This window comes from Pseudoxanthomonas sp. z9 (assembly GCF_006542425.1).
Taxonomy (GTDB): domain Bacteria; phylum Pseudomonadota; class Gammaproteobacteria; order Xanthomonadales; family Xanthomonadaceae; genus Pseudoxanthomonas_A.
The window spans coordinates 44,877-70,222 of sequence record NZ_VFID01000004.1 but is presented as its reverse complement, the minus strand read 5'-3'; the positions used below and the strand labels follow the sequence as shown (position 1 = coordinate 70,222).

At 65.3% G+C, this 25,346-nt stretch carries 20 protein-coding genes; 10 read left to right on the top strand and 10 right to left on the bottom strand.

What is annotated here, in order from left to right:
- Positions 1 to 118: 118 nt before the first annotated feature.
- The 3 genes from FG323_RS04880 to FG323_RS04870 form a co-directional block, all read right to left on the bottom strand.
- The gene (locus FG323_RS04880) at positions 119 to 2,971 is read right to left on the bottom strand and encodes a TonB-dependent receptor (protein ID WP_141453334.1); all 2,853 of its coding nucleotides are present in this window, start codon (positions 2,969 to 2,971) and stop codon (positions 119 to 121) included.
- Between the two features lie 237 nt (positions 2,972 to 3,208).
- Complete coding sequence (locus FG323_RS04875) at positions 3,209 to 5,953, bottom strand: TonB-dependent receptor (protein ID WP_141453333.1); 2,745 nt, start codon at positions 5,951 to 5,953, stop codon at positions 3,209 to 3,211.
- A gap of 310 nt (positions 5,954 to 6,263) precedes the next feature.
- Entirely contained in the window at positions 6,264 to 9,104 is a 2,841-nt protein-coding gene (locus FG323_RS04870; RefSeq protein ID WP_141453332.1) for a TonB-dependent receptor, read from the bottom strand.
- Between the two features lie 445 nt (positions 9,105 to 9,549).
- Between FG323_RS04870 and apbC the strand changes: the two genes are divergently transcribed.
- A complete protein-coding gene (gene apbC / locus FG323_RS04865; protein ID WP_141453331.1) occupies positions 9,550 to 10,398 on the top strand; it encodes an iron-sulfur cluster carrier protein ApbC in 849 nt (282 codons plus the stop codon).
- A gap of 101 nt (positions 10,399 to 10,499) precedes the next feature.
- Positions 10,500 to 11,066 (top strand): dCTP deaminase, encoded by a 567-nt coding sequence (dcd, locus tag FG323_RS04860; RefSeq protein WP_141453330.1) that lies wholly within the window; start codon positions 10,500 to 10,502, stop codon positions 11,064 to 11,066.
- 114 nt (positions 11,067 to 11,180) lie between these two features.
- Here the strand turns inward: dcd and FG323_RS04855 are convergent, their stop codons facing one another.
- Positions 11,181 to 11,588, bottom strand: coding sequence for an HIT family protein (locus tag FG323_RS04855; protein WP_141453329.1), 408 nt, complete (start codon positions 11,586 to 11,588; stop codon positions 11,181 to 11,183).
- The gene (locus tag FG323_RS04850; protein ID WP_141453328.1) at positions 11,585 to 12,262 is read right to left on the bottom strand and encodes a dienelactone hydrolase family protein; all 678 of its coding nucleotides are present in this window, start codon (positions 12,260 to 12,262) and stop codon (positions 11,585 to 11,587) included. Before FG323_RS04850 ends, FG323_RS04855 begins: the two co-directional genes overlap by 4 nt.
- Before the next feature lie 161 nt (positions 12,263 to 12,423).
- Between FG323_RS04850 and rimO the strand changes: the two genes are divergently transcribed.
- Complete coding sequence (rimO, locus tag FG323_RS04845; protein ID WP_141453327.1) at positions 12,424 to 13,785, top strand: 30S ribosomal protein S12 methylthiotransferase RimO; 1,362 nt, start codon at positions 12,424 to 12,426, stop codon at positions 13,783 to 13,785.
- Between the two features lie 17 nt (positions 13,786 to 13,802).
- Positions 13,803 to 14,609 (top strand): DUF3025 domain-containing protein, encoded by an 807-nt coding sequence (locus tag FG323_RS04840; protein ID WP_255470030.1) that lies wholly within the window; start codon positions 13,803 to 13,805, stop codon positions 14,607 to 14,609.
- Here FG323_RS04840 and greB read toward each other — a convergent pair whose 3' ends face one another.
- A complete protein-coding gene (greB, locus tag FG323_RS04835; protein ID WP_141453326.1) occupies positions 14,610 to 15,113 on the bottom strand; it encodes a transcription elongation factor GreB in 504 nt (167 codons plus the stop codon).
- A gap of 3 nt (positions 15,114 to 15,116) precedes the next feature.
- Positions 15,117 to 16,619: a helicase HerA-like domain-containing protein gene (locus tag FG323_RS04830; protein ID WP_141453325.1), complete on the bottom strand. Its 1,503-nt coding sequence runs from the start codon at positions 16,617 to 16,619 to the stop codon at positions 15,117 to 15,119.
- Between the two features lie 133 nt (positions 16,620 to 16,752).
- On the opposite strand from FG323_RS04830, the gene FG323_RS04825 reads away from it, so the two are divergent.
- Genes FG323_RS04825 through FG323_RS04815 form a run of 3 tightly spaced genes read left to right on the top strand, consistent with a single transcriptional unit; the run spans position 16,753 to position 20,195 of the window.
- A complete protein-coding gene (locus FG323_RS04825; RefSeq protein WP_141453324.1) occupies positions 16,753 to 18,324 on the top strand; it encodes a transglycosylase SLT domain-containing protein in 1,572 nt (523 codons plus the stop codon).
- A 47-nt stretch (positions 18,325 to 18,371) separates the two neighbouring features.
- Entirely contained in the window at positions 18,372 to 19,016 is a 645-nt protein-coding gene (locus tag FG323_RS04820) for a lysoplasmalogenase (protein WP_255470029.1), read from the top strand.
- 18 nt (positions 19,017 to 19,034) lie between these two features.
- Positions 19,035 to 20,195 (top strand): M50 family metallopeptidase, encoded by a 1,161-nt coding sequence (locus tag FG323_RS04815; RefSeq protein WP_141453322.1) that lies wholly within the window; start codon positions 19,035 to 19,037, stop codon positions 20,193 to 20,195.
- A gap of 58 nt (positions 20,196 to 20,253) precedes the next feature.
- Here FG323_RS04815 and asd read toward each other — a convergent pair whose 3' ends face one another.
- A complete protein-coding gene (gene asd, locus FG323_RS04810; RefSeq protein WP_141453321.1) occupies positions 20,254 to 21,096 on the bottom strand; it encodes an archaetidylserine decarboxylase in 843 nt (280 codons plus the stop codon).
- Entirely contained in the window at positions 21,093 to 21,746 is a 654-nt protein-coding gene (locus FG323_RS04805) for an SCO family protein (protein ID WP_141453320.1), read from the bottom strand. The genes asd and FG323_RS04805 overlap by 4 nt, the downstream gene beginning before the upstream one ends.
- Before the next feature lie 127 nt (positions 21,747 to 21,873).
- Here FG323_RS04805 and prmB point away from each other — a divergent pair, with 127 nt between their 5' ends.
- Positions 21,874 to 22,803, top strand: a complete 930-nt coding sequence (gene prmB, locus FG323_RS04800; protein ID WP_141453319.1) for a 50S ribosomal protein L3 N(5)-glutamine methyltransferase — start codon at positions 21,874 to 21,876, stop codon at positions 22,801 to 22,803.
- A gap of 77 nt (positions 22,804 to 22,880) precedes the next feature.
- Here the strand turns inward: prmB and FG323_RS04795 are convergent, their stop codons facing one another.
- Positions 22,881 to 23,126 carry a hypothetical protein gene (locus FG323_RS04795; RefSeq protein ID WP_141453318.1) on the bottom strand — a complete coding sequence of 82 codons (246 nt, stop codon included), beginning with the start codon at positions 23,124 to 23,126 and terminating at the stop codon, positions 22,881 to 22,883.
- Positions 23,127 to 23,197: 71 nt separating this feature from the next.
- Here FG323_RS04795 and aroC point away from each other — a divergent pair, with 71 nt between their 5' ends.
- Positions 23,198 to 24,301, top strand: a complete 1,104-nt coding sequence (aroC, locus tag FG323_RS04790) for a chorismate synthase (protein WP_141453317.1) — start codon at positions 23,198 to 23,200, stop codon at positions 24,299 to 24,301.
- The gene (locus tag FG323_RS04785) at positions 24,294 to 25,328 is read left to right on the top strand and encodes a D-glycerate dehydrogenase (protein ID WP_141453316.1); all 1,035 of its coding nucleotides are present in this window, start codon (positions 24,294 to 24,296) and stop codon (positions 25,326 to 25,328) included. Before aroC ends, FG323_RS04785 begins: the two co-directional genes overlap by 8 nt.
- Positions 25,329 to 25,346 lie beyond the last annotated feature (18 nt).

Genomic DNA, 25,346 nt, shown 5'->3' with positions numbered 1-25,346 from the left:
GGCCGGGCGGTTCAGGCCGTGGCCGGTCGCCCCGACGCCTGGCCCGGAAAGCCTGCCGGGCACGAAAAGAAAAGCCCCGCCTTGCGGCGGGGCTTGGGGTGCTGCTGGTGTCCGGCGATTACTTGCCGAACTTGTAGCGTGCTTCCACGAAGAACGAACGGCCGTACACGTTGTACAGGGCGTTGTTGTACGGCGTGGCCTCGTTGCCGGGGTAGCTGCGGGCCTGGTCTTCCGGGGTCTTGTCCAGGAGGTTGTTGACCATGAACGAGAATTCCAGGTTGTCCATCGGCGCGTAGTTCACGCTCATGTTGTACGTGATGTACGGCGCCCACCAGCCGGCACGCGGATCGGTGAAGCCACGGGTGTTGTATGCGACCCAGTTCGGCGTCTTGCCGATGCGGTTCGCATAGACCGTGGTGGTCCACTTGTCCTTGTTCCAGGCCACCGACAGGTCGGCACGGGTCTTCGCGTATGCGTCGTACACCCACATCGAGTACGGATCACGCAGCAGGTCGATTGCGGGATCGCCCGGCAGCGGGGTGACCGTGTGCTTCAGCGTGTTGGTGTAGTTGCCGGCGAACTTCAGCGCGCCGAAGCGGCCGATGTCCAGCAGGTAGTTGACGCTGGCGTTGACCGCGCGCAGCTTCTGCTTGGCGACGTTGACCTTCGGGGTGAACACGGTCTCGATGGCGCCGGTGCCGTCACGCGAGATCCAGGCCAGCGCGTTCTGGCAACCCTGCGAACCGGTGTCCATCTGGCCGGTGCGGCAGTAGTACTCCATCAGCGACAGCTGATCGGTGCTCTGCAGGTCGACTTCGTTCTCGATGTCCCACGCGAAGTAGTCCACCGACATCGACAGGTTGCTGCTCGGCGCCCAGACCACGCCGGCGCTCCACACGTCCGCGGTGATCGGCTCCAGCTTCGGGTTGCCCGCCTGCTGGCCGAAGAACTGCGAGTCGTCGTAGGCGCAGTCGGCGGTGTTGCCTGGCAGGTAGCCTTCCTGGGCGCAGCGGTAGTAGTCGGTCACCTGGTCGTAGTAGCCGCTGACACCCTGGAAGGTGTCGGACAGGGTCGGCGCGCGGAACGCGGTGCCGTACTTGCCGCGCAGCAGCAGGCTTTCGATCGGGCGGTACTCCAGGCCGATGCTGTAGGTCGGCTTGTCGACGGTTTCGCCATACGCGTCGAACGCGTCATAGCGGCCCGACAGGGTCACGGTCAGCGGTTCCAGCACCGGCAGGCGCAGTTCGCTGGTGACCGCGTAGCGGGTGCGGTGACCGGCGCCGCTGACGGCGGTGGTGCCCCACACCTGCGATTCCAGGGTTTCCGGATCGGCGATCAGGCGGGCGTCGGGCGTGTAGTCCCAACCCTGGTTGCCGCCCTCGACGACCACGGCCAGGCCGGCGTCGCCGCCCGGCAGCGAGAACAGCGAGCTGTTGGTCACCTGCGCGCGCAGCATGTTGTCCCAGGTCTTGCTGCGCGAGGTCGCGAAACCGGTGAAACTGGCGAAGTCGGCCGGCGACATCGGGGTATAGAACGCCGCGTAGTCCGGACGGAACACCGGGTACAGGCCCTGCACCGGATCCAGTCCCAGCTGCGGGCCCAGCACCTTCTGCTCGAAGTAGTCGTTGATCGGATCCGCCCAACGGGCGAAGCGACGCTGCTTCAGGCGGTACTCGGTGCGGGTCAGGCCCAAATCCCAATCCCAGTTGCCGAGCACGCCGTTGGCGCCGAAGGTCACCGAGTACGAGCTGCTGCGATCGGTGTTCATGATGTCGCGGTAGCCTTCGCCGCCGATGTCCTCGGGCGAGAACGCGCGCTGCAGGTTGACCAGCGCATCGAGGTCCGGATCGTAGAAGTAGCCGTACTTGGCGCTGGTGCTCCACCAGGTGTAGGCGGAACCGGTGGCGTACTTCACTTCTTCATGGCTGTACAGCAGGTCGCCGTACAGCTGCAGGCTGTCGCTGACGTCGAAGGTCGCGTGGCCGTAGGCCTGCGCCGATTCCTTGCCGTTGGTGATGGTGCGGTAGCCCGGCGTGCTGAACGAACCGCAGTACTGGCCGAAGCCCGGACGGTTCTGCAGGCCCTCGGTGCCGCCGAACTGGCCAGTCACGTTGGCGCAGTTGTTCGGATCCAGGAACAGGTAGCCATTGTTGGCCGGGCGGATGCCGCCACTGGCCGCGTAGTCGCGGTAGCCGGCGACCAGGTAGTCGCGGCTGGCCAGCGGCGCGGTATAGCCGTTGACGTTGTACTGCTTGGTCAGATCGCGCTGGTAGCCCCAGATCGGATCCTTGGTCTCGGCCTGGATGCCGGCCAGCACGTTCAGGCGGCCGTCGTAACCGGTGAAGCCCTTGGCCAGGCTGAAGCGGAAGCTGTCACCACCGCCGTCGCCATAGGCGCCGCCGCGCACGCTGAGCGCGCCGCCGTCCATGTTCTTCTTCAGGATGATGTTGATCACGCCGGCGATTGCATCCGAACCGTACAGGGACGACTGGCCGCCCGGCAGGATTTCGATGCGCTCGACCAGATCGATCGGAATGCCGCTGATGTTGTTGAAGGTATCGCTGCCGTTGTACAGCGCCGGATAGTTGGCCATCGGGCGGCCGTCGATCAGGTATTTGGTGTAGCCCGGATCCAGGCCGAACATGCTGACCGTCTCGGCGCCCTGGGTGAACGAGGCGGAGGTCTGGCCACCCTGGACGCCGCCGGTGGAGAAGGCGGACTGCTGCAAGGCATCGGCGATGCTGGTGAAACCGCGGGTCTTGATGTCCTCGGCGGAAATCGTGGTGACCGGGGTGAAGTTTTCCAGTTGGGTCTGGGGAATGAGCGAACCGGTGACCGTGACCTTGTCGAGGTTGGTGGTGTCGCCGGCGGGAGCGGGGGAGGCGTCTTGAGCGAAAGCGGCGGTCGGGGCCAACAGGACGGCGACCATCGCCGCCGTCAGGCGGCTCCGCTTGATGTTGCGAACTGGCATTTGCTTGTTATTCCTTGGAACAGATTGCAAAAGGTGCGGCCCTTCGCGCTGTTCCCTCAGCCAGACCACAGAGTTCCCCGACATTCCTGGGGGGCGGCGAACTTAACACGCATTTAACTGGGACTGTAACGTTTGTTACGTTTTGTGAAGGCGGGCGGACAGGCTCGGTTAAGCACGCAGAAAAAAGAAAGCCCGGCTTGCGCCGGGCTTTCGATGGTACGTGGACCGCGGGTTCGACTAATTGAACTTGTAGTCGAACTGCAGGAACACTTCGCGACCGATCGGGCTGTAGGCGCGCCAGAAGTAAGGATAGGTGTTGAAGGTGTCGTCGCGCGGATGCAGCTTGTCGAACACGTTGTTGACGTAGACGCCCACCGTTGCCTTGTCCGTGATCTTCTTCGCCACGTTTAGGTTCCACAGGATGTAAGGCGCGATGCGTCCGGTTTCGGCCCAGTTCGGCAACGAACCCCAACGGGTGTAGTACGCCGCGGCGCGCCAGTCGTTCTTCTCCCAGCTGACCGTGCCGTTGATGCGGCTGCGGAAATTGAAGTACTGGGGATGGTCGCGGACATTGATCATGTCGCCACCTTCGAACTCCTGGAAATCGAGCTTGAGCACATGCGTCCAGTTCAGCTGGAAGCCGAACGAGCCCCAGCGATCCGTATCCAGATCGTAGCGCCACGCCGCATCGATGCCGCTGGTCTTGTTGAGTGATTGGTTGATGGGGAACGAGCGGAACTGCTCGACCTGCTCGTCAGCCAGTCCACCGGAACCGGCACGTTCGACCAGAGCGGTGTAGAACTGGCAGGTGCTGGAATTGGGATCCACTGGCTGCCCGTCGCGCGTCTGTCCCAGCAGGCAGTCGGCTTCGTTGCGGAACAACAGGCCGGAGATGTCACCCACCGCATCCTTCAACTCGATGTTGTAGTAATCCACGGAGACCGACATCTGCTCGGTGATGTCCCAGACAAAGCCGACGGTGGTCGATTTGCCGGTTTCGGCCTCCAGGTTCGGATCGCCACGGCGGGTGCCGAACACCTGGTAGTTGTAGTCCGCGCCTGCGCAGGGATTGGGACTCACGCGTGGATCGAAACCATCGCGACGGCACTTGTACTCATCGAAGATCTGGGTGAAGAACCCGGACTCCTCGGCGAAGATGTAGTGCATGTCCGGAGCACGGAAGCTGGTGGCATGGCTGGCACGCAGCAGCAGGCTTTCCACTGGCCGCCATTCGAGGCCGACCTGCCAGGTGCTGGCGCCGTCGATCTCGCTGATGTCGTCGAACTTGTCGTAGCGACCCGCCAGGTTGGCCTTGAAGTTGCTGGTGATGGGCACGCTGAACTCGACGCCGAACGCGTAGCGCGTGCGGTCGCCATGTCCACCGGAACTGGTCAGGTTGTAGATGGGCTCCGGGCCGGTATAGGTAGGCGAGGTGCGCGCATCGGGCTTGACTTCGTACTTCTGCTTGGCGCCTTCCAGGACCGCCGCCATGCCCACCGCGCCGGCCGGCAGCTCGAACAAATCGCCCGAAAGCACGAAGTTCGCCTGGGTGACGCTGGATTCCGCGCGGTCCCTGACCATGGTGTTGAGTGAAGCGAAGGTCGCCGGATCGATTGGGTTGAAGAAGCGGTCGAGGTTGAGCTCGAAGGAATCGTAGGCGCCAAAATACGGATCCGGACCCAGGGACTCGCCCAGGAAGTAGTCGTTCAGCGGGTTGGCGAGGAAGCGCGGCTGGGACGTATCGAGCTTGTACTCGGAGCGCGAAAGCGTGGCATCCCAGTCGAAGCGGCCATTGGCGAAGCTGCCCCGCAGGCCGGCAGCGAAGTCGAGCGACTTCTCCTTGCTGGTGGTCACGAGATTGCCGCCCGTTTCCGAGGGCGTGAAGATGCGCTGGGGCTGCACGAAGGCGCCGAAGGGAATCTCCTCGGAGGTGACGTTGGGCGCAAAGATGTAGTCCGGCGTGGTCCAGAACTGGGTGCCGGAGGTGAATTGAGCCTTTGCCCGGGTGTAGTTGAACTGCGCCCAACCCTGCATGCCGCCGTCGAAGTCCCAGGTCCCGTACAGATACGCGGACTGATTGCTGTCGGAGTTCCGGATCGACTGGGTGGCCGGATAACCGGGATAACCGCAGCGCGGGCCCGTGTAGACCGACGAGGTCTCGAAGAAGTAGACCTCGAAATCCTTGAAGCGGTCGCAGGTGGCCTGCGCGCCATCCGGGAAAATCCGCGAGCTGTTGAACCCGTCGAACAGCAGCAGGCCTTCGGTGGGATTGATGTCGTCACGCGAGCGGCCAGGCTCGTCATAGAAGGAATCCATGAAGCTGCGCTGGGATGCGAAGATCTCCTCGCGTTCGAGTGCTTCGAAGGCGTAGGTGAGGCTCCAGTTGTCGCCGGTCTTGCCGCCAACCCATTGGAGCCGGCCGGTATCGCCGCCGCCACGGGTGGTGGCGCCGGCGCGCACCGAGAGCTGATCACCTTCGAAGTTCGTCTTCATGATGATGTTGACGACGCCGGCGACCGCGTCGGAACCGTAGATCGCCGATGCGCCACCCGTCAGGATTTCAATTCGCTCGATAGCTGCTGCCGGGATGTTGGCCAGGTTCACGGCATTGGACTGGCTGTTGTAAGGCAGCGGATAGTCGGCCGCGCGACGGCCATTGATGAGGATCAGCTGGTAGCCGGGCCCCAGGCCGCGCAGATTGAGGAAGCTGGCGTTCGGCGTGAAGCCGTTCTGGACCAGTTCGTTCTGCACACTGCCGGTGAACTGGGTCAGTGTATTGAGGGCGTCGTAGACAGTGGAGAAACCTTCCTTCTCGATGTCCGCGGCGGTCACCACGACAACAGGAGCGGGACCTTCGACATCCACGCGCTTGATGCGTGAACCGGTCACCGTGACTTTGTCCAGCGTCTGCGTGCCCTGCGCCGACGGCGAGGAGGATTCCTGTTGTTGCGCCTCCTGGCCGTAGGCCAGAACGGGCGTCATCAGGACTGCGAACATCGCGGTCGCGAGCCGACTGCGCTGGAACGAGCGTGTATTGCCACTACGCATAGCACTACCCCCAAGATCTGGTTGAAACGTGACGAGTGGCCATTCCGTGGCACCCCCGATTCGTCCGTTAAATCGACGTTAACACGACGAAATTCACATTTCTATGATCTCAAGCGATTGATTCTGAAAGAGTAATTTCAATTTCAGAGTAACCGTGAGCGGGACGGTCAAACCGTGTCCGCAGGAAAGGCAAAAAAAAAAGCCCGGCGTGAGCCGGGCTTTTTCAGCTGCGAATACGAGTCGATCAATTGAACTTGTAGTCGAACTGCACGAACACCTCACGACCCACCGGGCTGAACGCACGCCAGAAGTAGGGGTAGGAGTTGAACGTGTCGTCACGTGGATGCAGCTTGTTGAACACGTTGTTGACGTAGACACCGACGGTGGCCTTGTCCGTGATCTTCTTGCGCAGGCTGGCATTCCACATGATGTAGGGAGCGATGCGCGAGGTTTCCGCCCAATTGGGCAGCGAACCCCAGCGATAACCGTACACCGTGGCATTCCAGTCGTTCTTGGTCCAACCCATCTGCCAGTTGAGACGGCTGCGGAAGTTGAAGAACTGCGGGTGATCGCGACGATCTTCCATCGGCTCGCCAGCGAACTGCTGCGCTTCCAGCTTCAGCACGTGGGTCCAGGACAGCTCGGCATTGAAGTCGCCGAAACGATCAGTATCGAAGTTGTAGGTGGCGCGGGCATCGATACCGGAGGTCTTGGTGAGCACCTGGTTCTGCGGATAGGTATGGAACTCGAGCACTTCGCCGGTTGTCGGGTCGCGGACCACGCGGCTGGTGAAGTCGGCGCAACGCGGCGAGTTCTGATCCACCGCGCTGCCGTCGCGATTGGTGCCCAGGAGGCAGGCAGCTTCCTCGCGGAACAACAGGCCGGTCAGATCGTTGATCGCGCCTTCCAGCTCGATGTTGTAGTAATCGACCGACAGCGACAGGTTGTCGCGGACATCCCACACCACACCCGCGGTATAGGACTTGCCTTCTTCCGCGTCCAGGCGCGGGTCGCCCTTGCGGGTACCAAACACCTGGTAGTTGTAGTCGGTACCACCGCCGCATTCCGCGGTCACAGTCGGGTTCAGGCCGGCCTCGCGGCAGGCGTACTCGTCCATGATGTACAGATAGAAGCCCGACTCACCGGCGTAGATGTAGTGCATGTCCGGGGCCTTGAAGCTGGTCGCGTAGGAGCCACGCAGCAACAGGCTGTCGATCGGACGCCATTCCAGGCCCGTCGACCACGTGAACGCGCCGTTGATGTCGCTGGCGTCGTTGAACTTGTCATAGCGGCCGGCCAGGCTGGCCTTCAGCGTCTCGAAGATCGGAATGCTGAACTCCAAGCCGAACGAGTAACGATCGCGCTTGCCGCCGCCGGCGGTAGCGGTCAGGCCCATGGGCGCGTCGTTGCCCGTGTAGTTGAGCAGCAGGCGATCATCGGGGCTGACGTCGTACTTCTGGGTAGCGCCTTCCACTACGGCGGCCATGGCCAGCGGGCCAGCGGGCAGTTCGAACAGGTCGCCGCTGATCACGAATGAGCCCTGCGTGACCTGCGAATCGGCTTCGTTCTTGTAGCGCGAGGTCATCTCGGCGACTTGGCCCGGGCTGAGCGGGTTCATCAGGCGGTCGACGTTGAGCGCATAGATCGGCAGGCCGGTCGCGGCATGCGTGCCCAGGTTCGGTCCGAAGAAATAGTCGCGCACTTTGCCGGCGACGAGATAGGAGAACTCCTCCTTCATGTCGTAGCGGGCGTGCGAGATGGTGGCATCCCAGTCGAACTTATTGTCGAACAGCGTGCCGCGCAGACCGGCCGCGATGTCGATGGAGGTTTCCTTGAACGTGCTGGGCTGGCCGCCGCCGGAACCGATTTCGCTCGGAGTGATGAAGCGCAGGACGTTGCCGAGCACCGCGTTGTAGTTCGGATCGTAGAAGTTGCCGACGCCAAGCCCGCCGCCGCTCTGAACGAAGCGGGACGAACTGGCTACCTTCGCTTCCGAAGAGACGATGTTCAACTGCGCCCAGGCCTGGGTATTGCCGTCGAAATCGTAGGTGCCATAGAGGTAAGCGGAGAGGTTCTTGTCCGAGTTGCGGATGGACTGGCCGGCCGGCCAGCCGAAGTAGCCGCAGCGGTCGGGCGCGGCGAGGGCGGGATTGGACTTGAAGGCTTCGAATTCGCTGAAGCGATCACAGACGGCCTGGGCGCCGCCGCCAGGGTACTCGCGCACCGCGCTGCCCGGACCGGTGGTCGGGTTGCCATTGGCGTCGCGACGCACAGTGAAACGCACACCTTCATAGGCGGTCGTCGCATTGGCCGGATCCGAGAGGCTGGGATCGTCGCGGAACGAATCCATGAATTCACGCTGGAAGCCGTAGATGGCTTCGCGCTCCAGATACTCGGTGGCGTAGGTCAGGCTCCACTTGTCGCCGGTCTTGCCGCCGACCCACTGGAAACGACCGGTGTCGCCGCCACCACGAGTCGTGGTGCCCGCGCGCACGGTCACGAGGTCGCCTTCGTAATTCGTCTTCAGAATCACATTGACCACGCCGGCCACCGCGTCCGAACCGTAGATTGCGGAAGCACCACCCGACAGAACTTCGATACGGTCGATCGCCGCCGACGGGATGGCGGCCAGATTCACCGCATTCGACTGGCTGTTGTACGGCATCGGATAGTCAGCCGTGCGTCGGCCGTTGATCAGCACCAGCTGATAGCCCGGGCCAAGGCCGCGCAGGTTCAGGAAGCTGCCATTCGGGGTGAAGCCGTCCTGGTTCAATTCGTTCTGCACGGAGCCGGTGAACTGGCTCAACGTGTTGAGTGCGTCATAGACGGTCGAAAAACCTTCCTTCTCGATGTCGGCCGCAGTGATCACGGTCACCGGCGAAGGACCTTCCACGTCCACGCGGGAAATGCGTGAGCCAGTGACGACGACCTTGTCCAGATTCTGGGCCTTGGCGGGAGCCGAGGTTTGTTCCTGTTCTTGCTGGGTTTCCTGGGCGACTGCGGCGGTGGCCGGCAGCACGAAGGCCGCGAAAAGGGCGGCGCACAGGCGGTTGCGCTTCAATGCGCGCGTATTGCGAACTGGCATGTAGTGAATCCCCTTGAGAAATAGATGCAGCCCCCATGGCCATTCCGTTGGCCCGCCGCATCAATGTGAAATCCGTGTTACGAAACTAACATGACATTAACGAACCTTGTGATTTGCGTCTCAGTGAAATCAAAATTCTTTTGATTTTGTGATGTATGTCACAAATATTCGGGCTATTTTGAGGCGATGCACCATGCGAATTTTAGAAAATATGTTCTAAATCAATAAGTTGTTGAAATTTTCAAGAATATCTTGGCCAGGTCCCGAGGCGCGTGCCGACACTGATATCGGTGGATCGAGGGCTACTGCCGCCGGCGCCCGATCGGTAGCCGGACCGCCCCCCCGATCACCTAAACTGTGTCGCATTCCTTTAGTTGCTCCGGCGCCCTGCTCAGGCCGCCAGACGCCCTTCCGGGCGACGTGCATCGCTCATCCAACGCAGAACATGACCCCCCAAACCGTCGTCCCCCATGCCGTCCAGGGCGCCCTGAGCCCTTCCCCCCGCGTCAAGAACGTCATCGCCGTCGGCTCCGGCAAGGGCGGGGTGGGCAAGTCCACGACCGCCGTCAACCTCGCGCTGGCGCTTCACGCCGACGGAGCCCGGGTGGGACTGCTCGACGCCGACGTCTACGGCCCCAGCATCCCGGCCATGCTCGGTTTGTCGGGGCGGCCCGACAGCCCGGACAACAAGTCGATCGAGCCGATGCGGGCGTTCGGGGTGGAAGCGATGTCGATCGGTCTGCTCGTGGACCAGGACACGCCGATGATCTGGCGCGGCCCGATGGCGACTTCGGCGCTGACGCAGTTGTTCACGGATACCCTGTGGGGCGACCTGGACTACCTGTTGATCGATCTGCCGCCGGGCACCGGCGACATCCAGTTGACCCTGGCCCAGAAGATCCCGGTGGCCGGCGCGGTGGTGGTGACCACGCCGCAGGACATCGCCACCCTGGATGCGCGCAAGGCGCTGAAGATGTTCGAGAAGGTCGAAGTGGCCGTGCTGGGCATCGTCGAGAACATGGCGGTACACACCTGTTCGAACTGTGGCCACGTCGAACATCTGTTCGGCGAAGGCGGCGGCCAGAGGATGGCGGCGCAGTACGGCGTGCCGCTGCTGGGATCGCTGCCGCTGGACATCGCCATCCGGGAGCAGGGCGACGCCGGCCGGCCGGTGGTCGTGGCGGCCCCGGATTCCGCCGCCGCCCGGGCCTACCGGCAGGCGGCGCGCGCGCTGGTGGCGCAGTTGGAGACCCGCCCGCGGGCCAAGCCTTCGATCCTGTCCTCGCTGGTCTGATCCGGCCCCATCCCGGCCGGCCTCCGGCCCACCCGGGGAAGGGCCGGGCTGCCCTTACAATGGCGCCCCGTCCGTCCCCATCCCCGCAACAGGAACCCTGCATGAGCATCAAGAGTGACCGTTGGATCCGCCGCATGTCCGAGCAGCACGGCATGATCGAGCCGTACGAGCCGGGACAGGTGAAGCAGGTCAACGGCGAGCGCATCGTCAGCTATGGCACCTCCAGCTACGGCTACGACGTGCGCTGCTCGCGCGAGTTCAAGGTGTTCACCAACATCAATTCGACGATTGTCGATCCGAAGCACTTCGATCCCGGCAGCTTCGTCGACATCGAGTCGGACGTCTGCATCATCCCGCCGAATTCGTTCGCGCTGGCCCGCACGGTCGAGTACTTCCGCATCCCGCGCGACACCCTGGTGGTGTGCCTGGGCAAGAGCACGTATGCGCGCTGCGGCATCATCGTCAACGTGACCCCGCTGGAACCGGAGTGGGAAGGGCACGTCACCCTGGAGTTCAGCAACACCACGCCGCTGCCGGCGCGCATCTACGCCAACGAGGGCGTGGCGCAGATGCTGTTCTTCCAGTCCGACGAGGTCTGCGAAACCTCGTACAAGGACCGTGGCGGCAAGTACCAGGGCCAGACCGGCGTGACGCTGCCGCGCACCTGAGAGCACGTAAGCCGGCGGGAGCGGCGCAGGCCGCGAGTTCCCGGCGGGATGTCCTGGCCGTGGTCGGATCACCTCCGCGTGGCATGCATTTCCGGACCGCAGCCGCGGTGGTGTTCAGCGCAGCCGAACGCGCCAGTGCTCGGTCTGTTCGATCAGGGCGTCGGCAGCATAAGGCTCAGCGGCGCCCCGTCCCCATACCGGACCCGGCCAGGCCGCATCGCCCTCGTGGCGACCGACCAGATGGATATGCAACTGGCGCACGATGTTGCCGAGCGCGCCGATGTTGAGTTTCTGCACCGCCGGCAACGCGCGGATCAGCGCGCCTGCCTGATTGATCTCCGCCAGCAGCAGGCGTTGCTGGCCGCCATCCAGCTCCAGCCATTCGCTCACGTTGTCCACCCGCGGCACCAGCACCAGCCAGGGATAGCGACGGTCGTTCATCAGTCGCACCTGCGACAGCGGGCCGTCGGCGACGAACACGCTGTCGCGGGCCAGGCGGGAATCCAGTTCGAAGCCGCTCACCCGATCTGCTCCGCGAGGAACGCCAGGCTGCGCGAAAGTGCCAGGTCCGCGCTTGGCGCGTCGTGGATGTCGGGACTGGCGTCGCGATTGAAGGCATGGCCGGCCGGATAGGTGAAGACGGGCAGGCCGGGCAGGCGGTCGCGATGAAGTTGCACGGCTTCCGGTGGAATCGACGCGTCCTGTTCACCAAAATGGAACATCACCGGCGCAGGCAACGTCGAACCGGATGGCATTTCCTCCAGGAACAGGCGGTTGCGGGAGCCGTAATAGCTCACGCCCGGCAGGCCCAGCCGAAGCGCGGACAGGAAAGCGACCGTGCCGCCCCAGCAGTAGCCGACGGTGCCGACTTTTCCAGCCCAGGCCAGCGCGGCGGCGGCGGCGGATACCACGTCGAGCGCGGCGTCGAATCCCAGCTTGCCGATGAGCTCGCGGCCGCGATCATGGGCGGACGGATCGTAGGGCAGTTCGACACCCGGCTCGACCAGATCGAAGAATGCCGGCGCCAGGGTCGCGTAGCCGGCCTCGGCGTAACGCTCGGCGACGCTGCGGATGTGCGCGTTGGCGCCGAAGATTTCCTGGATGATCACCAGGCCGCCATGGGGCGCACCCGCCGGTTTGGCCTGCCAGGCCGCCACCGGGCCGCGTGCGGTTTCGAGAGTGATCCATTCGCCCATGGGGAGAGTCCTGCGTTGCCAGCGAGGCGCGCATTGTCGCCCATCCGTCCGGGCCGGCGGGTGAGGATCGCCGGATTCAGGCGCCGGGAAGGGGCGGCCGGAGCGAGGCGCTATAATCCGCGCCCCGTCGGCGTGCCGCCGTTTTCTCCGTTTCCGTCTCCATGTCCCTGCAGAACCCCAAGGTGGGCTTCGTCAGCCTCGGCTGCCCGAAAGCCCTGGTCGACTCCGAACGCATCCTCACCCAGTTGCGCGTGGAGGGTTACGACATCGTGCCCACCTATGACGACGCCGACGTGGTGGTGGTCAACACCTGCGGCTTCATCGACGCGGCGGTCACCGAATCGCTGGATGCCATCGGCGAGGCGCTGGCGGAAAACGGCAAGGTCATCGTCACCGGCTGCCTGGGCAAGCGCCCGGAGCAGATCCGCGAAGCGCATCCGGACGTGCTGGCGATCAGCGGTCCGCAGGACTACCAGAGCGTGATGGAAGCGGTACATGCGGCGTTGCCTCCCAAGCACGATCCGTTCCTGGATCTGGTGCCGGATTACGGCCTCAAGCTGACCCCGCGCCATTACGCCTACCTGAAGATTTCAGAGGGCTGCAATCACCGCTGCAGCTTCTGCATCATCCCGTCGATGCGCGGCGATCTGGTCTCGCGCCCGGTCGACGAGGTGCTGCGCGAGGCCGAGCGCCTGGTCCGCGGCGGAGTGAAGGAACTGCTGGTGGTATCGCAGGACACCTCCGCCTATGGCGTCGACCTGAAATACGTCGAGCGCGAATGGGGCGGCAAGACCTATGCGACCCGGATGAAGGCGCTGTGCGAAGGACTGTCGGAACTTGGCGCGTGGGCGCGCCTGCACTATGTCTATCCGTATCCGCATGTCGACGACGTCATCCCGCTGATGGCCGAGGGCAAGCTGCTGCCGTATCTGGACATTCCGTTCCAGCACGCCAGCCCGCGCATCCTCAAGCTGATGAAGCGCCCCGGCGCCGTGGACAAGACCCTGGAGCGCGTGCAGCGCTGGCGGGCCATGTGCCCGGAACTGACCCTGCGTTCGACCTTCATCGTCGGCTTCCCCGGCGAGACCGAGGCCGAGTTCGAGGCGCTGCTGGATTTCCTCGACGAGGCGCAACTGGACCGGGTGGGCGCGTTCGCCTATTCGCCGGTGGAAGGCGCGGCCGCCAATGCGCTGCCGGATCCGGTGCCGGAGGGCGTGAAGCAGGAGCGCCTGGCCCGCTTCATGGAACGTCAGGCGGCGATTTCCGCCGCGCGCCTGGAAGCCAAGATCGGCAGCGTGCAGCGTTGCCTGGTGGACCTGCTGGAAGACGATATCGCGGTGGCGCGCTCGTCGGCGGATGCGCCGGAGATCGACGGCCTGGTGCATATCCAGAACGGCGGTGAACTCGGACTCAAGCCGGGCCAGTTCGTCGACGTGGAAATCACCGACAGCGACGAGCACGATCTGTTCGGCGATGCGATTGCCCCGCAGGCAGCCGGACCGATCGACCTCAAGGTGCTGTGAACGCGACGGCGCCTGTCGTGGGGGCGGAGCGTCGCCGCTTCGTCGCCCCGGCACGCGGCGACGTGGTGGCAGAAACCTTCTCGCATCCGCTGTTCGACGGACTGACGGCCTATCGCGATCTGCTGCTTGCGGCCGAGTGGCCCGGCATTGATGGGCTCAACACGCGGTTGCCACTTCCGGGACGACGTTTCATCGCCCAGGACGAGGCGCTGCTGGACGATGGCCTGCACTACGAGGTGCGCGTCGCGCGGGGGCGCATCGCCACGCGTCCGGACAATTGGCACGATCTGCTCAATGCCCTGATCTGGGCGCGCTACCCGGCGCTCAAGGCGGCCCTCAACGCGCGCCAGTGCCTGCATGTCGCGGGGAGCGCCGATGGCCAGCGCAATCGCGCGCAACAGGCGCTGACCCAGTTCGATGAAAGCGGCGTGATCGTGCGGGTGCGTGATGCATCGCTGCTCGAAGCCTGGGATCGCCACGATTGGTCCGATCTGTTCCGGGGGCTTGCCGACCACTGGCGACGGGGCGACATCGCGGTTGCCGCCGTGGTGGGGCATGCCCTGATGGAACAGGCACTGCTGCCGGGGCGGCAGCTGGTGGGCAAATGCCTGGTGGTATGCGGCGAAGCCGGGGACGGCGTCCTGGCGCGCGTCGCCGGGGCCATCGCGGCGGGCGAGGTGCTCGAAGACCCGCTGGAACTTCGTCCGCTGCCGCTGGCCGGCATCCCGGACTGGCACCCGCGACAGGAAGCGGCGTTCTACGCGCAGGCCGACTACTTCCGGCCGCTGCGCGATGGCCGCGTGTATCCGCCGCCGCTGTCCTGATCAAGGGCTGTAGCTGACGTCGATCACCGCGAAGCGGGCCAGGCCGCCGGGCAGTTCCACCGGGAACTCGTCGTCGATGCGCTTTTTCAGCATCGCCCGCGCCAGCGGCGAATCGATGCTGATCCAGCCGCGCGGCGCGTCGGTCTCGTCGGGACCGACGATGCGATAGCGCGAAGTTTCTCCGCTGGCGATGTTCTCCACCTCCACCCAGGCGCCGAAAAACACCGCTTCCGGATCCGAAGGCGCACCCTCGACCACGCGCAGGGCTTCCAGCCGCTTGCTCAGGTAACGCACGCGACGGTCGATCTCGCCCAGTTGCTTCTTGCGATAGGTGTACTCGGCGTTCTCCGAGCGATCCCCTTCCGCGGCGGCGGCGGCCAGTGCCTTGACCACTTCGGGGCGCCGGGCCCGCCACAGATCATCCAGTTCCGCCTTCAGCCGGTCATGGCCTTCGCGGGTGATCAGGGCAGTGCTCTTTTCAGCGGGGGGACGCCAGCGGGACATGGATCAGCGGCGACCACCGAAGATGCTGCCCAGGATGCCGCGCACGATCTGGTTGCCCAGCTTGGTCCCGATGGTGCGGGTGGTCTGCTTGGCCATGGTCTCGATCATGCCCTGGCGACGCTTGGTGCCGAACACCGCGTCCTTGACCGCCTGACCGAAACCGTCGGCGTCGGGATCGTCCTTCTCGGCCTTGGCGGCCGGTGCGTTGGCGGTCTGCATGGCCGCGTCGGCGCGCTTGGCCAGCATCTCCGCCGCGGACTCGCGATCGATGCGATTGTCGTACTTGGCGCCGACCGGGCTGCCGGCGCGCACTTGCGCGCGTTCGGCCTCATTGATGGCGCCCATGCGGCAGCGCGGCGGCGAGATCAGGGTCTGTTGCACCGGCGAGGGCACGCCCTTGTCCTGAAGGGTGGAGACCAGCGCTTCGCCGGTGCCGAGCCGGGAAATCGCCTCCGCCACGTCCAGCTTGGGATTGGGCACGAAGGTCTGCGCGGCGGTCTTGACCGCCTTCTGGTCGCGCGGGGTGAACGCCCGCAGCGCGTGCTGCACGCGGTTGCCGAGCTGGCCGAGGACGTTGTCCGGCACGTCGTCGGGGAACTGCGAGCAGAAATACACACCGACGCCCTTGGAACGGATCAGGCGTACGACCTGCTCGATACGCTGCTTGAGTGCGGGCGGAGCGTCGTCGAACAGCAGGTGCGCCTCGTCGAACACGAAGACCAGCTTGGGTTTGTCCAGGTCACCGACTTCCGGCAGGGTTTCGAAGAGTTCCGACAGCAGCCACAGCAGGAAGCTGGAATACAGGCGCGGCTTGAGGATCAACTGATCCGCGGCCAGGATGTTGACCACGCCGCGACCGTCCAGGTGGGTGCGCATCAGGTCCGCCAGTTCCAGCGCCGGCTCGCCGAAGAACATCTCGCCGCCCTCTTGCTCCAGCCGCAGCAGGGCGCGCTGGATGGCGCCGATCGACTGCGCGCTGACCAGACCGTAGCTGGTGGAGATGTCCTTGCGCTCGTCGGCAACCAGGCCGAGCAGGGCGCGCAGGTCTTCCAGGTCCAGCAGCAGCAGGCCGCGGTCGTCGGCCAGCTTGAACACGATGTCGAGCACGCCGGACTGGGTGTCGTTGAGCTCCAGGATGCGCGAGAGCAGTGTGGGCCCCATCTCGCTGACCGTGGTGCGCACCGGATGGCCGAGTTTTCCGTACAGGTCCCAGAACACCACCGGGCTGGCGCCGGGGGCGTAGTCGGCGATCCCGATGTCGCGGGCACGCTGGAGCACCTTTTCATTGCCGTCGCCGGCCACCGCGAGCCCGGCGACGTCGCCCTTCACGTCGGCCAGGAACACCGGCACGCCCAGGCGCGAGAAGCCCTCGGCCAGGGTCATCAGGGTGACGGTCTTGCCGGTGCCGGTGGCCCCGGCCACCAGGCCGTGGCGGTTGCCGAACTTCGGCTGCAGGGTGACGGGGATGTCGTCGGTGGTGCCTTTGCCCAACAGGATCGGATCCATGAGTGCCTCGCGGTCTGGTCCGGTGATTCTAGCGATCCGGCATGTCTGCGGGCGTAATGTCGTGACGTACTCGGCTTGCCCCCGGATCCGGGCGCCGCTACCCTGCCGCGACCGTTTTCGATTGCGCGTGCTGATGTCCCTGCCGAAGTCCTTGTTGCGTCCCTGGCCCCTGCTGGCCATCTTCCTGCCCCTCCTGGCGCTGGCCCCGGCCGCGCATGCCCAGCGGGTCTCGGCCAAGGACAAGGCCGCCATCGAAATGCTGAACGCGCGCATGGCCGCCGCCGAGAAGCGCTACCGGGACGGGTTGGTGCTGGTGACCAACAACGATCCCAAGGGCACCGCCGAGACCGATGCCGCGCTGGAGGACATGGAGGACGTGCTGGATGCCTGCATCAAGCAGCGCGGCTGCCAGACCCACACCTTGCTGACCACCTACAAGCGCCTGCTCAAGGAGGCGTCCGACGGCGGTGGCGCGGAAGAAGAGGAAACCACCGTCGATCCGCTCGACGATGGCAGCGATCATTCCGCGGTGGCCCAGGCCATCCCGGAAGCCCAGCGCGCCGCGTCGCTGCTGAACGACCAGCGCCACGCCTTCGACAAGATGGTCGAGTACAACCCGGCCGTGCAGGCGGGCATCCGCCGCTGGCTGACCGACATGCGTAGCGCGCTGATCACCAGCTACGAGAACTACCAGAATATGCGCGCGGAGATGTACCCGGACTGGGAGCGCAGCAAGCTGCCGGAAGCGCTGCTGTTCGGCATCATGGCCAAGGAATCCAACGGCCGCGTGCACGCGACCTCGCGCGCCGGCGCGGCCGGCCCGCTGCAGTTCATGTACGCGACCGGCAAGCGCTTCGGCCTGGGCCCGGACGGGACCGGCTTCGACACCCGCTACGACCCGGCGTTCGCCGGCGAGGCCAGCGCCGCCTACATGAACGAGCGCATGCGCGAACTCAACAACAACATCGAGTTCGCGCTGGCCGCCTACAACGGCGGCGAGGGCCGCGCCGGGCGCGTCTACCGGCAGTACCCGGGCCGCAGCTTCTGGGACGAGGTGGTCTACAGCCAGTTCCCCGGCGAGACCCGCGACTACGTGCCGATGGTGATCGCGGCGGCGTGGCTGTTCCTGCATCCCAAGCAATATGGACTGGAATTCCCCAAGGTCGACGTGCACCCGGCGCCGCTGAAGCTGGCGCGCGACAGTTCGATCTACGAACTGACCATCTGCCTGGGCAACGGCGGTACCCGTGAGGGTTTCATGCGCGCACTGCGCAACCTCAATCCGCGCTACGAGGCCGAGGCATGGATTCCGGCCGGCACGATGCTCAAGGCCAATACCCGCATCGTCAGCCTGTACAACCGCCACTGTGTCAGCGGCCCGCGCGCCGACCTGGCCCGCACGCTGGTGCGCGCCGACGTCAACGCCGCCATCAAGCGCACCGCCCTGACCGGCACGGTCGCGGTCGGCGACGTGACCCCGGTGGCCGGCGTGCCGACCACGGTCGCTTCCGGCGAACCCAAGCCCGCCGAACCCAAGGCGAAGCAGGCGCGCGAGTACCGGATCGCCAAGGGCGATACGCTGGGCCGGATCTCGCAGCGTTACCAGTGCGATCTGAAGAAGCTGGCGCGCGCCAATGGCCTGAAGGGACCGGCCTACAGCGTGCGGCCGGGCCAGTCGATCCAGCTGGAAAGTTGCAGGAAATGATCTGAGGCGGCGGGGGCGGAGGAACGATGCAAAGGAATGCAGTCTGGTTGTCCGCCGTCGCCGTCAGCGCGGCGCTTGCCATCGTCGGCGCCGAGTCGGATGGCCTGCGTGTCCTGCACTACCTGTTCAAGCCGCTGACGACGTTGCTGATCGCAGCCATGGTGTGGCGGACCGCCACGACCGGGCACGGTTACCGGCGTGCGGTGCTGGCGGGCCTGCTGCTGTCGTTGCTGGGCGACGTGTTCCTCATGCTGCCGGGCGACTGGTTCGCCTTCGGGCTGGGCAGTTTCCTGCTGGCGCACCTGTGCTACCTGCGGGCGTTCCGGTTGCGCGGCACGTGGTTCCGTCCGGTGTGGCCGGTGCTCGTGTATGGCGTGATCGCCGCAGCCGTCCTGGCGTATTTGTGGCCGCACCTGCCTGCGGAACTGAAGATTCCGGTCGTCGTCTACGTGGTGGCGCTGGCGGGCATGGCCGCACAGGCGGCCTGCATCTGGCACCAGCATCCGGACAGGGCGGCGACCTTGGCCACCGTGGGCGGCGCCTGTTTCGTGCTCTCCGACGCCTTGCTGGCGATCGACCGTTTCGCGATTGCGATTCCCCTGGCGAGCGTGTGGGTATTGCTGAGTTACTGGACGGCGCAGTGGCTGATTGCGCGTTCCGTGATGTTCCTTCCGGGCACACCCCGAGGCTGAATTCCTGGAGACAATGGGATGGGCAAAGGGGAGACGGGGGAGAGAAGCCAGGAAATTCCTGCTGCTGCGGCATGGTTGCTGCATGGCGGGACCGTCGTGGCATGGTGCCTGTCGCTCGCAGGTTTCCTCGGTGCCATGGCGATTGCGGAGAGCGCCTCCCGGAACTGGTTCCTGCCCGAAGTAGGCCTTGCACTCTTTACCGTCGCAACTTGCTGGTTCCTGGCGGTCCTGATTCATGAATCGGGACATGCGCTGGCCGCTCATCTGAAAGGCATGCGGGTCATGCGCATGCAGGCGGGCATTCTGGATGTCATCTTCCTTCGGCGCGGATTCCGCTGGCGGATCGCCAGGCCGCCCGGCGGCCTGCACGGGTATGTCCAGGCCTATCCCGATCCCGTGGCGGCGGTTCGTCCCGCCATGCTGTGCATGATCGCGGGCGGACCGGTAGCGAATCTCGTCGCCGCGCTTTTGGCTGTCCTGTTGGCCCGGTACGTCGATGTGGAGCGGGAAGGATTGATCCACGCCTTCGCCCTGATCAATTGCGTGATGGGCATCGTCAATCTCATGCCGATGGCGCGGGGTTGGGCAAGCGACGGCCTGCTGCTCTATCTGTGGGGCTGGCGTTCCCCGGATGAACAATCTTCGTCGCTGGCCCATTTGAGGTTGATGTCGCTTTCCGCATTCGGGACGACTTCCGATCGGTTGCCGGGGCAATTGATCGATGATCTGGACGCGCAAGGAGGGCGAGCGTCGCTCGTCGTTGTGTGGATACGCATGAAGGCATCCCAGAATCTGGGGAACTGGAAGGCGGTGGAAGAACTGGACGACCGACTGGAGCAGATCCTGTCCGGCATGTCTGAAAGGGAGCAACGGGCAAACAAGCCGCTACTCGTACTGCTCAGACTGGAACTGGCGTTCTCCCGGGCCATGCATGAGCGGCAGGCCGCCCCACACGGAACACTGGTATTCGGAAAGGGGGTTGATTGGCTCGCGCCGCATTTGCGGCATCGTCATGCGGCGCTGGCATCCATGCTGGCGGGTGAGTGGTCAGCTGCGGAAGCCGCCCTGCAGCGCGTGAGGCGTCATGCCGAAGCCTCCCGGGATCGCGCGTTGGCCGAAAGTGAAAACAGAATCTCCCAACATATCCGCGCGCTCGGACCCATGTTCCCCAGCGGCTGACGGACAGCGCGCGCGGTATCCGTCCCCCGGTTGATTGCCTCGTTCAGGCGCGGGGAAATCAGCTCCGCCTCGCCAGCGCCTGTCCCAGCCGCACCGGCGATTCGGCGTGCAGGTCCGGCGCCAGTTCGGCCACGCCGGGCGGCAGCAGGACGATGACGGTCGAGCCGTAGTTGAAGCGGGCCATTTCCTCGAAGCGGTCCAGGGTGATGCCCTTGCCGCGATAGTCCTTGCGGGTGACGCGGTCCCCGTAGGCGGGAATCTCCACGCCGCTCCAGACCGTCTCCACGCCCGAGACCAGCAGCGCACCGACCATCACCGAGACCATCGGACCGAAATCGGTGTCGAAATGGCAGACCAGGCGCTCGTTGCGCGCGAACAGGCCCGGCACGCTGGCGACCGCGTCGGTGCCGACGCTGAAAAGGCGGCCGGGCACGTGCACGGTTTCGCGCAGGGTGCCGCGCCAGGGCATGTGGACGCGGTGGTAGTCGCGCGGCGACAGGTACACGGTGGCGTACAGGCCGTTGTGGAACGGCTTGGCGTCGGCCACCTCGCCCAGCAGTTCGGCGGTGGTGAACGACTGGCCCTTGGCCTGGAAGATGCGGCCGTCCCGGATCGGCCCGCACTGGCTGATATGGCCGTCGGCGGGCATCAGCAGTGCGCGCGGGTCCGGATCGGCGAGGCGCGCGCCCGGCTTGAGGGCGCGGGTGAAGAAGGCGTTGAAGCTCGGATAGGCGCGCGCGTCGGGTTCGGCCGCTTCCGACAGATCCACGCCGAAGCGGCGCACCACCGCGTCGATCAGCCATTGCTTGACGGTCGGCGACGTGGAGTAGGCCAGTCGTCGCGCCAGCGAGGACAGCAGCCGGTGCGGCAGGACGTAGGTGAGCGCGGTGACCGGACTCATCGTGCGGCGGCCTCGGTCAGCGCCTTCATGTCGGTGGCGATCGCGTCCGGCCGGAACGGCGGACGGATCAGGCCGGCCAGGCGGCCCTGCGGATCCAGCACGGCGATGGCCGAGGAATGATCCATCGAGTAGTCGTTGGGATTCTGCTCGAAGCCCTTGCCCGGCACCTTCATGAAGACGAAGCCCAGCGACTTGGCGAAGTTCTCCAGGGTCGGCGCGTCGGCGGTGGCGGCCAGGGTGTCCGGATGGAAGGCATGGGCGTATTCGCCGACCTTGTTGGGGGTGTCGCGTTCCGGATCCACCGACACGAACAGCACCCGCGGGCGCGTGGAATCGGGCAGGGCACGCCACTGGTTCTGCGACTGGGCCAGTTCGGCCAGGGTGGTCGGGCAGACGTCGGGGCAGAAGGTGAAGCCGAGGAACACCAGGGTCCAGTGGCCCTTCAGTTCGCCGGAGGCCAATTGCGTACCATCGGACTGGCGCAGTGAAAATTCTGGCAGCGGGCGCGCCTGCGGGAACATCGTCACCGCCTGCGTGGCCGGCCAGGTCTGGGCGGGGCGGGCGGGACCGAAGAACTTCTGCGCGGCCAGCAGGCCCAGGCCGGCAGCCAGCGCCAGCAGCAGGATGATCCCGAACTTCTTGTTGAACATGGCGGGTCTCGCGGGAGGGCCGGCGTGGCCGCGGTTTCGGGGCGTGCCGGCGGACCCGACATGATACCGGCGCAACGCCTATAATCGGGAACCGGACCCCACCGGCCATTTCCCCCGCCTTTACGCCATGACTGCCGACGCAGCCACAGAACTGCACACCCTCATCGACCTGATCCGTTACGGCGCCAGCCGTTTCAACGAGGCCGGCCTGACCTTCGGCCACAGCTACGACAACGCGCTCGATGAGGCGACCCATCTGGTGCTGCATACGCTGCATCTGCCGCCGGACCTGGGCCCGGCCTACGGCCAGGCGCGGGTCACCAGCGCCGAGAAGGCGGAAATCCTGGCGCTGTTCAAGCGCCGCGTGGAAGAACGCGTGCCGGTCGCCTATCTGACCGGCGAGGCCTGGTTCGCCGGCCTGAGCTTCAAGAGCGACGCGCGCGCACTGGTGCCGCGCTCGCCGATCGCCGAACTGATCGAATCCGGCTTCGAGCCCTGGCTGGGCGGGCGCGAGGTCAACCATGCGCTGGATCTGTGCACCGGTTCCGGCTGCATCGCCATCGCCATGGGCCACTACAACCCGGAATGGCAGGTCGACGGCGTCGACATCAGCGACGACGCGCTGGCACTGGCTGCCGAGAACAAGGCGCGCCTGCATGCGGACAACGTGCAACTGGTGAAGTCGGATCTGTTCGCAGGCCTGGGCGGTCGCCACTACGATCTGATCGTCACCAATCCGCCCTACGTCACCAACGACGAGACCGACGCGCTGCCGAAGGAATACTCCTTCGAGCCCGAACTCGGCCTGCGCGCCGGCGATGACGGCCTGGACCTGGTGCTGAAGATCCTGCGCGACGCGCCGCTGCACCTGAGCCAGGAAGGCCTGCTGATCTGCGAAGTCGGCGAGTCCGAGCATGCGCTGGTGAAGCTGCTGCCGGATGTCGAATTCGCCTGGATCGAATTCAAGGTCGGGCAGATGGGCATCTTCGCGGTCGAATGCGCGGAGCTGATCCGGCACAACAAGCACATCCGTGCGCTGGCGGATTCAAGAATGTGAGGTATGCGCGGATGAAAGAACTGAAGTAAGTGCGAGTACCCGCCACCTCGATGACGAAGTGGCGGGCGGTCTGTGGGTCAGTGTTCGATAGGCGGCTCGTAGCCGTAGCAGGGTTGGCTCCATATCTCGATCGGTGTCCCTTCCAGAACGCCTTCGATCGTCTGCCCACCGCCGCAAGGGTAGGTGATGGAACCCACCATATAGCCGTTTTCATCGAAGTACCCGACCTGCCAGGCGTATCTGCGCGCAGCAAGGGCGGTGGTCGCAGCTACCATGGCGACCAGAAGAATGCAGAAAGCAACAAGACGCTTGTTAATCTTCATGATTTCTCCTTTTGTCACATCAGTGTGACTACGCCCAGTTATCAGAGCCTTTCAGTGGAGTCAAGCAGGCCTTGAGCAGCAACAGTTTCGGAAAACTCCTCACCGTCACAACGTTCGGCGAATCGCACGGACCGGCGATCGGCTGCGTGATTGACGGCTGCCCGCCGGGGCTGGCGATCGCGCCGGAGGAATTCCGTCATGACCTGGAGCGTCGCGCGACCGGCAAGAGCCGGCATACCTCGGCGCGGCGCGAGGCCGACGACGTGGAGATCCTCAGCGGTGTCTACGAGGGCCTGACCACCGGCACGCCCATCGCGCTGCTGATCCGCAATACCGATCAGCGCAGCAAGGACTACGCGAACATCGCCGCCCAGTTCCGTCCCGGCCATGCCGACTACAGCTACTGGCAGAAGTACGGTATCCGCGATCCGCGCGGCGGCGGGCGTTCCTCGGCGCGCGAGACGACCATGCGCGTGGCGGCCGGCGTCATCGCCAAGAAGTGGCTGGCGCAGCGCCACGGCGTGACGGTGCGCGGCTATCTGTCGCAACTGGGGCCGATCGCACCGGAAGGCTTCGACTGGAACGTGGTCGAGGACAACCCGTTCTTCTGGCCGCATGCGGCGCAGGTGCCGGAACTGGAAAGCTACATGGACGCGCTGCGCAAGTCCGGCGATTCGATCGGCGCGCGCGTGAACGTGGTCGCCGATGGCGTGCCGCCGGGCTGGGGCGAACCGATCTACGGCAAGCTCGACGGGGACCTGGCCGCCGCGCTGATGAGCATCAACGCGGTCAAGGGCGTGGAGATCGGCGACGGCTTCGCCGCGATCGCCCAGAAAGGTACCGAGCACCGCGACGAAATGACCCCGGAAGGGTTCCTCTCCAACCATGCCGGCGGCATCCTCGGCGGCATCTCGACCGGCCAGCAGGTCACCGCCTCGATCGTGCTCAAGCCCACCTCCAGCCTGCGCCTGCCGGGCCGCACGGTGGACGTGGACGGCCAGCCGGTGGACGTGATCACCACCGGTCGCCACGATCCCTGCGTGGGCATACGCGCCACCCCGATCGCCGAGGCGATGATGGCGCTGGTGCTGATGGATCACGCGTTGCGCCACCGCGCCCAGTGCGGCGATGTCGGCGAAGTGCCGCCCCGGGTGCCGGGACAGGCCGATGGCTGAATCCCGCCGCCGCGTCTGGGTCTCGCAACCGCTGTTCGATGACGTCATCGGGCGGCTGGACGAGTACTTCGACGTGCGTGGCACCGCCGAGGTCCAGGCCTACACGGCCGCACAGATCGCCGCGCACCTGCGCGAGGCGGACGGCGCTGTGGTCACCCTCAATGAACGCATCGGCGCGGCCGAGATCGCGGGCGCGCCGCGGCTGAAGGCCATCGCCAACGTCGGCGTCGGCTACAACAATCTGGATGTCCCCGCGCTGGACGCGGCGGGCATCGTGGCGACCAACACGCCCGACGTGCTGACCGAGACCACGGCCGATTTCGGCTTCGCCCTGCTGATGGCGACCGCCCGTCGCATCACCGAAGCCGAACGCTGGTTGCGCGAGGGCCAATGGCGGCAGTGGTCGTTCAGCAGCATGCTCGGCGTGGATCTGCATGGCAGCACGCTGGGCATCCTCGGCATGGGAAGGATCGGGCAGGGCATCGCCCGCCGCGCGGCCGGTTTCGGCATGTGCGTGCGGTACCACAACCGGCATCGCGTCGATGCCGCGATCGAGCGCGAGTGCCGCGCCGGGTACGTCGATTTCGACACGCTGCTGGCCGGCTCCGATCATCTCGTGCTGGTATTGCCGTATTCGTCGGCCGTCCATCATCTGATCGACGCCGCCGCGCTGGCGAAGATGAAGCCAACCGCGACGCTGGTGAATATCGCCCGCGGTGGCCTGATCGACGAACTGGCGCTGGCGCAGGCGCTGTCGCAGGGTCGCCTGGCCGCGGCCGGGCTGGACGTCTACGAGGGTGAGCCGGACGTCCGTCCGGAACTGCTCGCGCTGCGCAACGTGGTGCTGACCCCGCACATCGCCAGCGCCAGCCTCGCTACCCGCCGCGCCATGGTGAGCCTGGCGGTGGACAATCTCATCGCCGCGCTGGGCGAAGGCCCGGACGCCGGTCGTCCCGCCACCCCGGTCAATCCGGGCGTGCTGGCGATCGCCGGCGGCAACCACAAAACCACCGCGATTAAACGATAGGGAGCCTCTGGCCTTCCT

Excerpts from the sequence above, each read along its gene's own strand:
- FG323_RS04880 (WP_141453334.1), bottom strand. The coding sequence starts at position 2,971 with ATGCCAGTTCGCAACATCAAGCGGAGCCGCCTGACGGCGGCGATGGTC.
- FG323_RS04875 (WP_141453333.1), bottom strand. The coding sequence starts at position 5,953 with ATGACGCCCGTTCTGGCCTACGGCCAGGAGGCGCAACAACAGGAATCC.
- FG323_RS04870 (WP_141453332.1), bottom strand. The coding sequence starts at position 9,104 with ATGCCAGTTCGCAATACGCGCGCATTGAAGCGCAACCGCCTGTGCGCC.
- apbC (WP_141453331.1), top strand. The coding sequence starts at position 9,550 with ATGACCCCCCAAACCGTCGTCCCCCATGCCGTCCAGGGCGCCCTGAGC.
- dcd (WP_141453330.1), top strand. The coding sequence starts at position 10,500 with ATGAGCATCAAGAGTGACCGTTGGATCCGCCGCATGTCCGAGCAGCAC.
- FG323_RS04850 (WP_141453328.1), bottom strand. The coding sequence starts at position 12,262 with ATGGGCGAATGGATCACTCTCGAAACCGCACGCGGCCCGGTGGCGGCC.
- rimO (WP_141453327.1), top strand. The coding sequence starts at position 12,424 with ATGTCCCTGCAGAACCCCAAGGTGGGCTTCGTCAGCCTCGGCTGCCCG.
- greB (WP_141453326.1), bottom strand. The coding sequence starts at position 15,113 with ATGTCCCGCTGGCGTCCCCCCGCTGAAAAGAGCACTGCCCTGATCACC.
- FG323_RS04830 (WP_141453325.1), bottom strand. The coding sequence starts at position 16,619 with ATGGATCCGATCCTGTTGGGCAAAGGCACCACCGACGACATCCCCGTC.
- FG323_RS04825 (WP_141453324.1), top strand. The coding sequence starts at position 16,753 with ATGTCCCTGCCGAAGTCCTTGTTGCGTCCCTGGCCCCTGCTGGCCATC.
- FG323_RS04815 (WP_141453322.1), top strand. The coding sequence starts at position 19,035 with ATGGGCAAAGGGGAGACGGGGGAGAGAAGCCAGGAAATTCCTGCTGCT.
- asd (WP_141453321.1), bottom strand. The coding sequence starts at position 21,096 with ATGAGTCCGGTCACCGCGCTCACCTACGTCCTGCCGCACCGGCTGCTG.
- FG323_RS04805 (WP_141453320.1), bottom strand. The coding sequence starts at position 21,746 with ATGTTCAACAAGAAGTTCGGGATCATCCTGCTGCTGGCGCTGGCTGCC.
- prmB (WP_141453319.1), top strand. The coding sequence starts at position 21,874 with ATGACTGCCGACGCAGCCACAGAACTGCACACCCTCATCGACCTGATC.
- FG323_RS04795 (WP_141453318.1), bottom strand. The coding sequence starts at position 23,126 with ATGAAGATTAACAAGCGTCTTGTTGCTTTCTGCATTCTTCTGGTCGCC.
- FG323_RS04785 (WP_141453316.1), top strand. The coding sequence starts at position 24,294 with ATGGCTGAATCCCGCCGCCGCGTCTGGGTCTCGCAACCGCTGTTCGAT.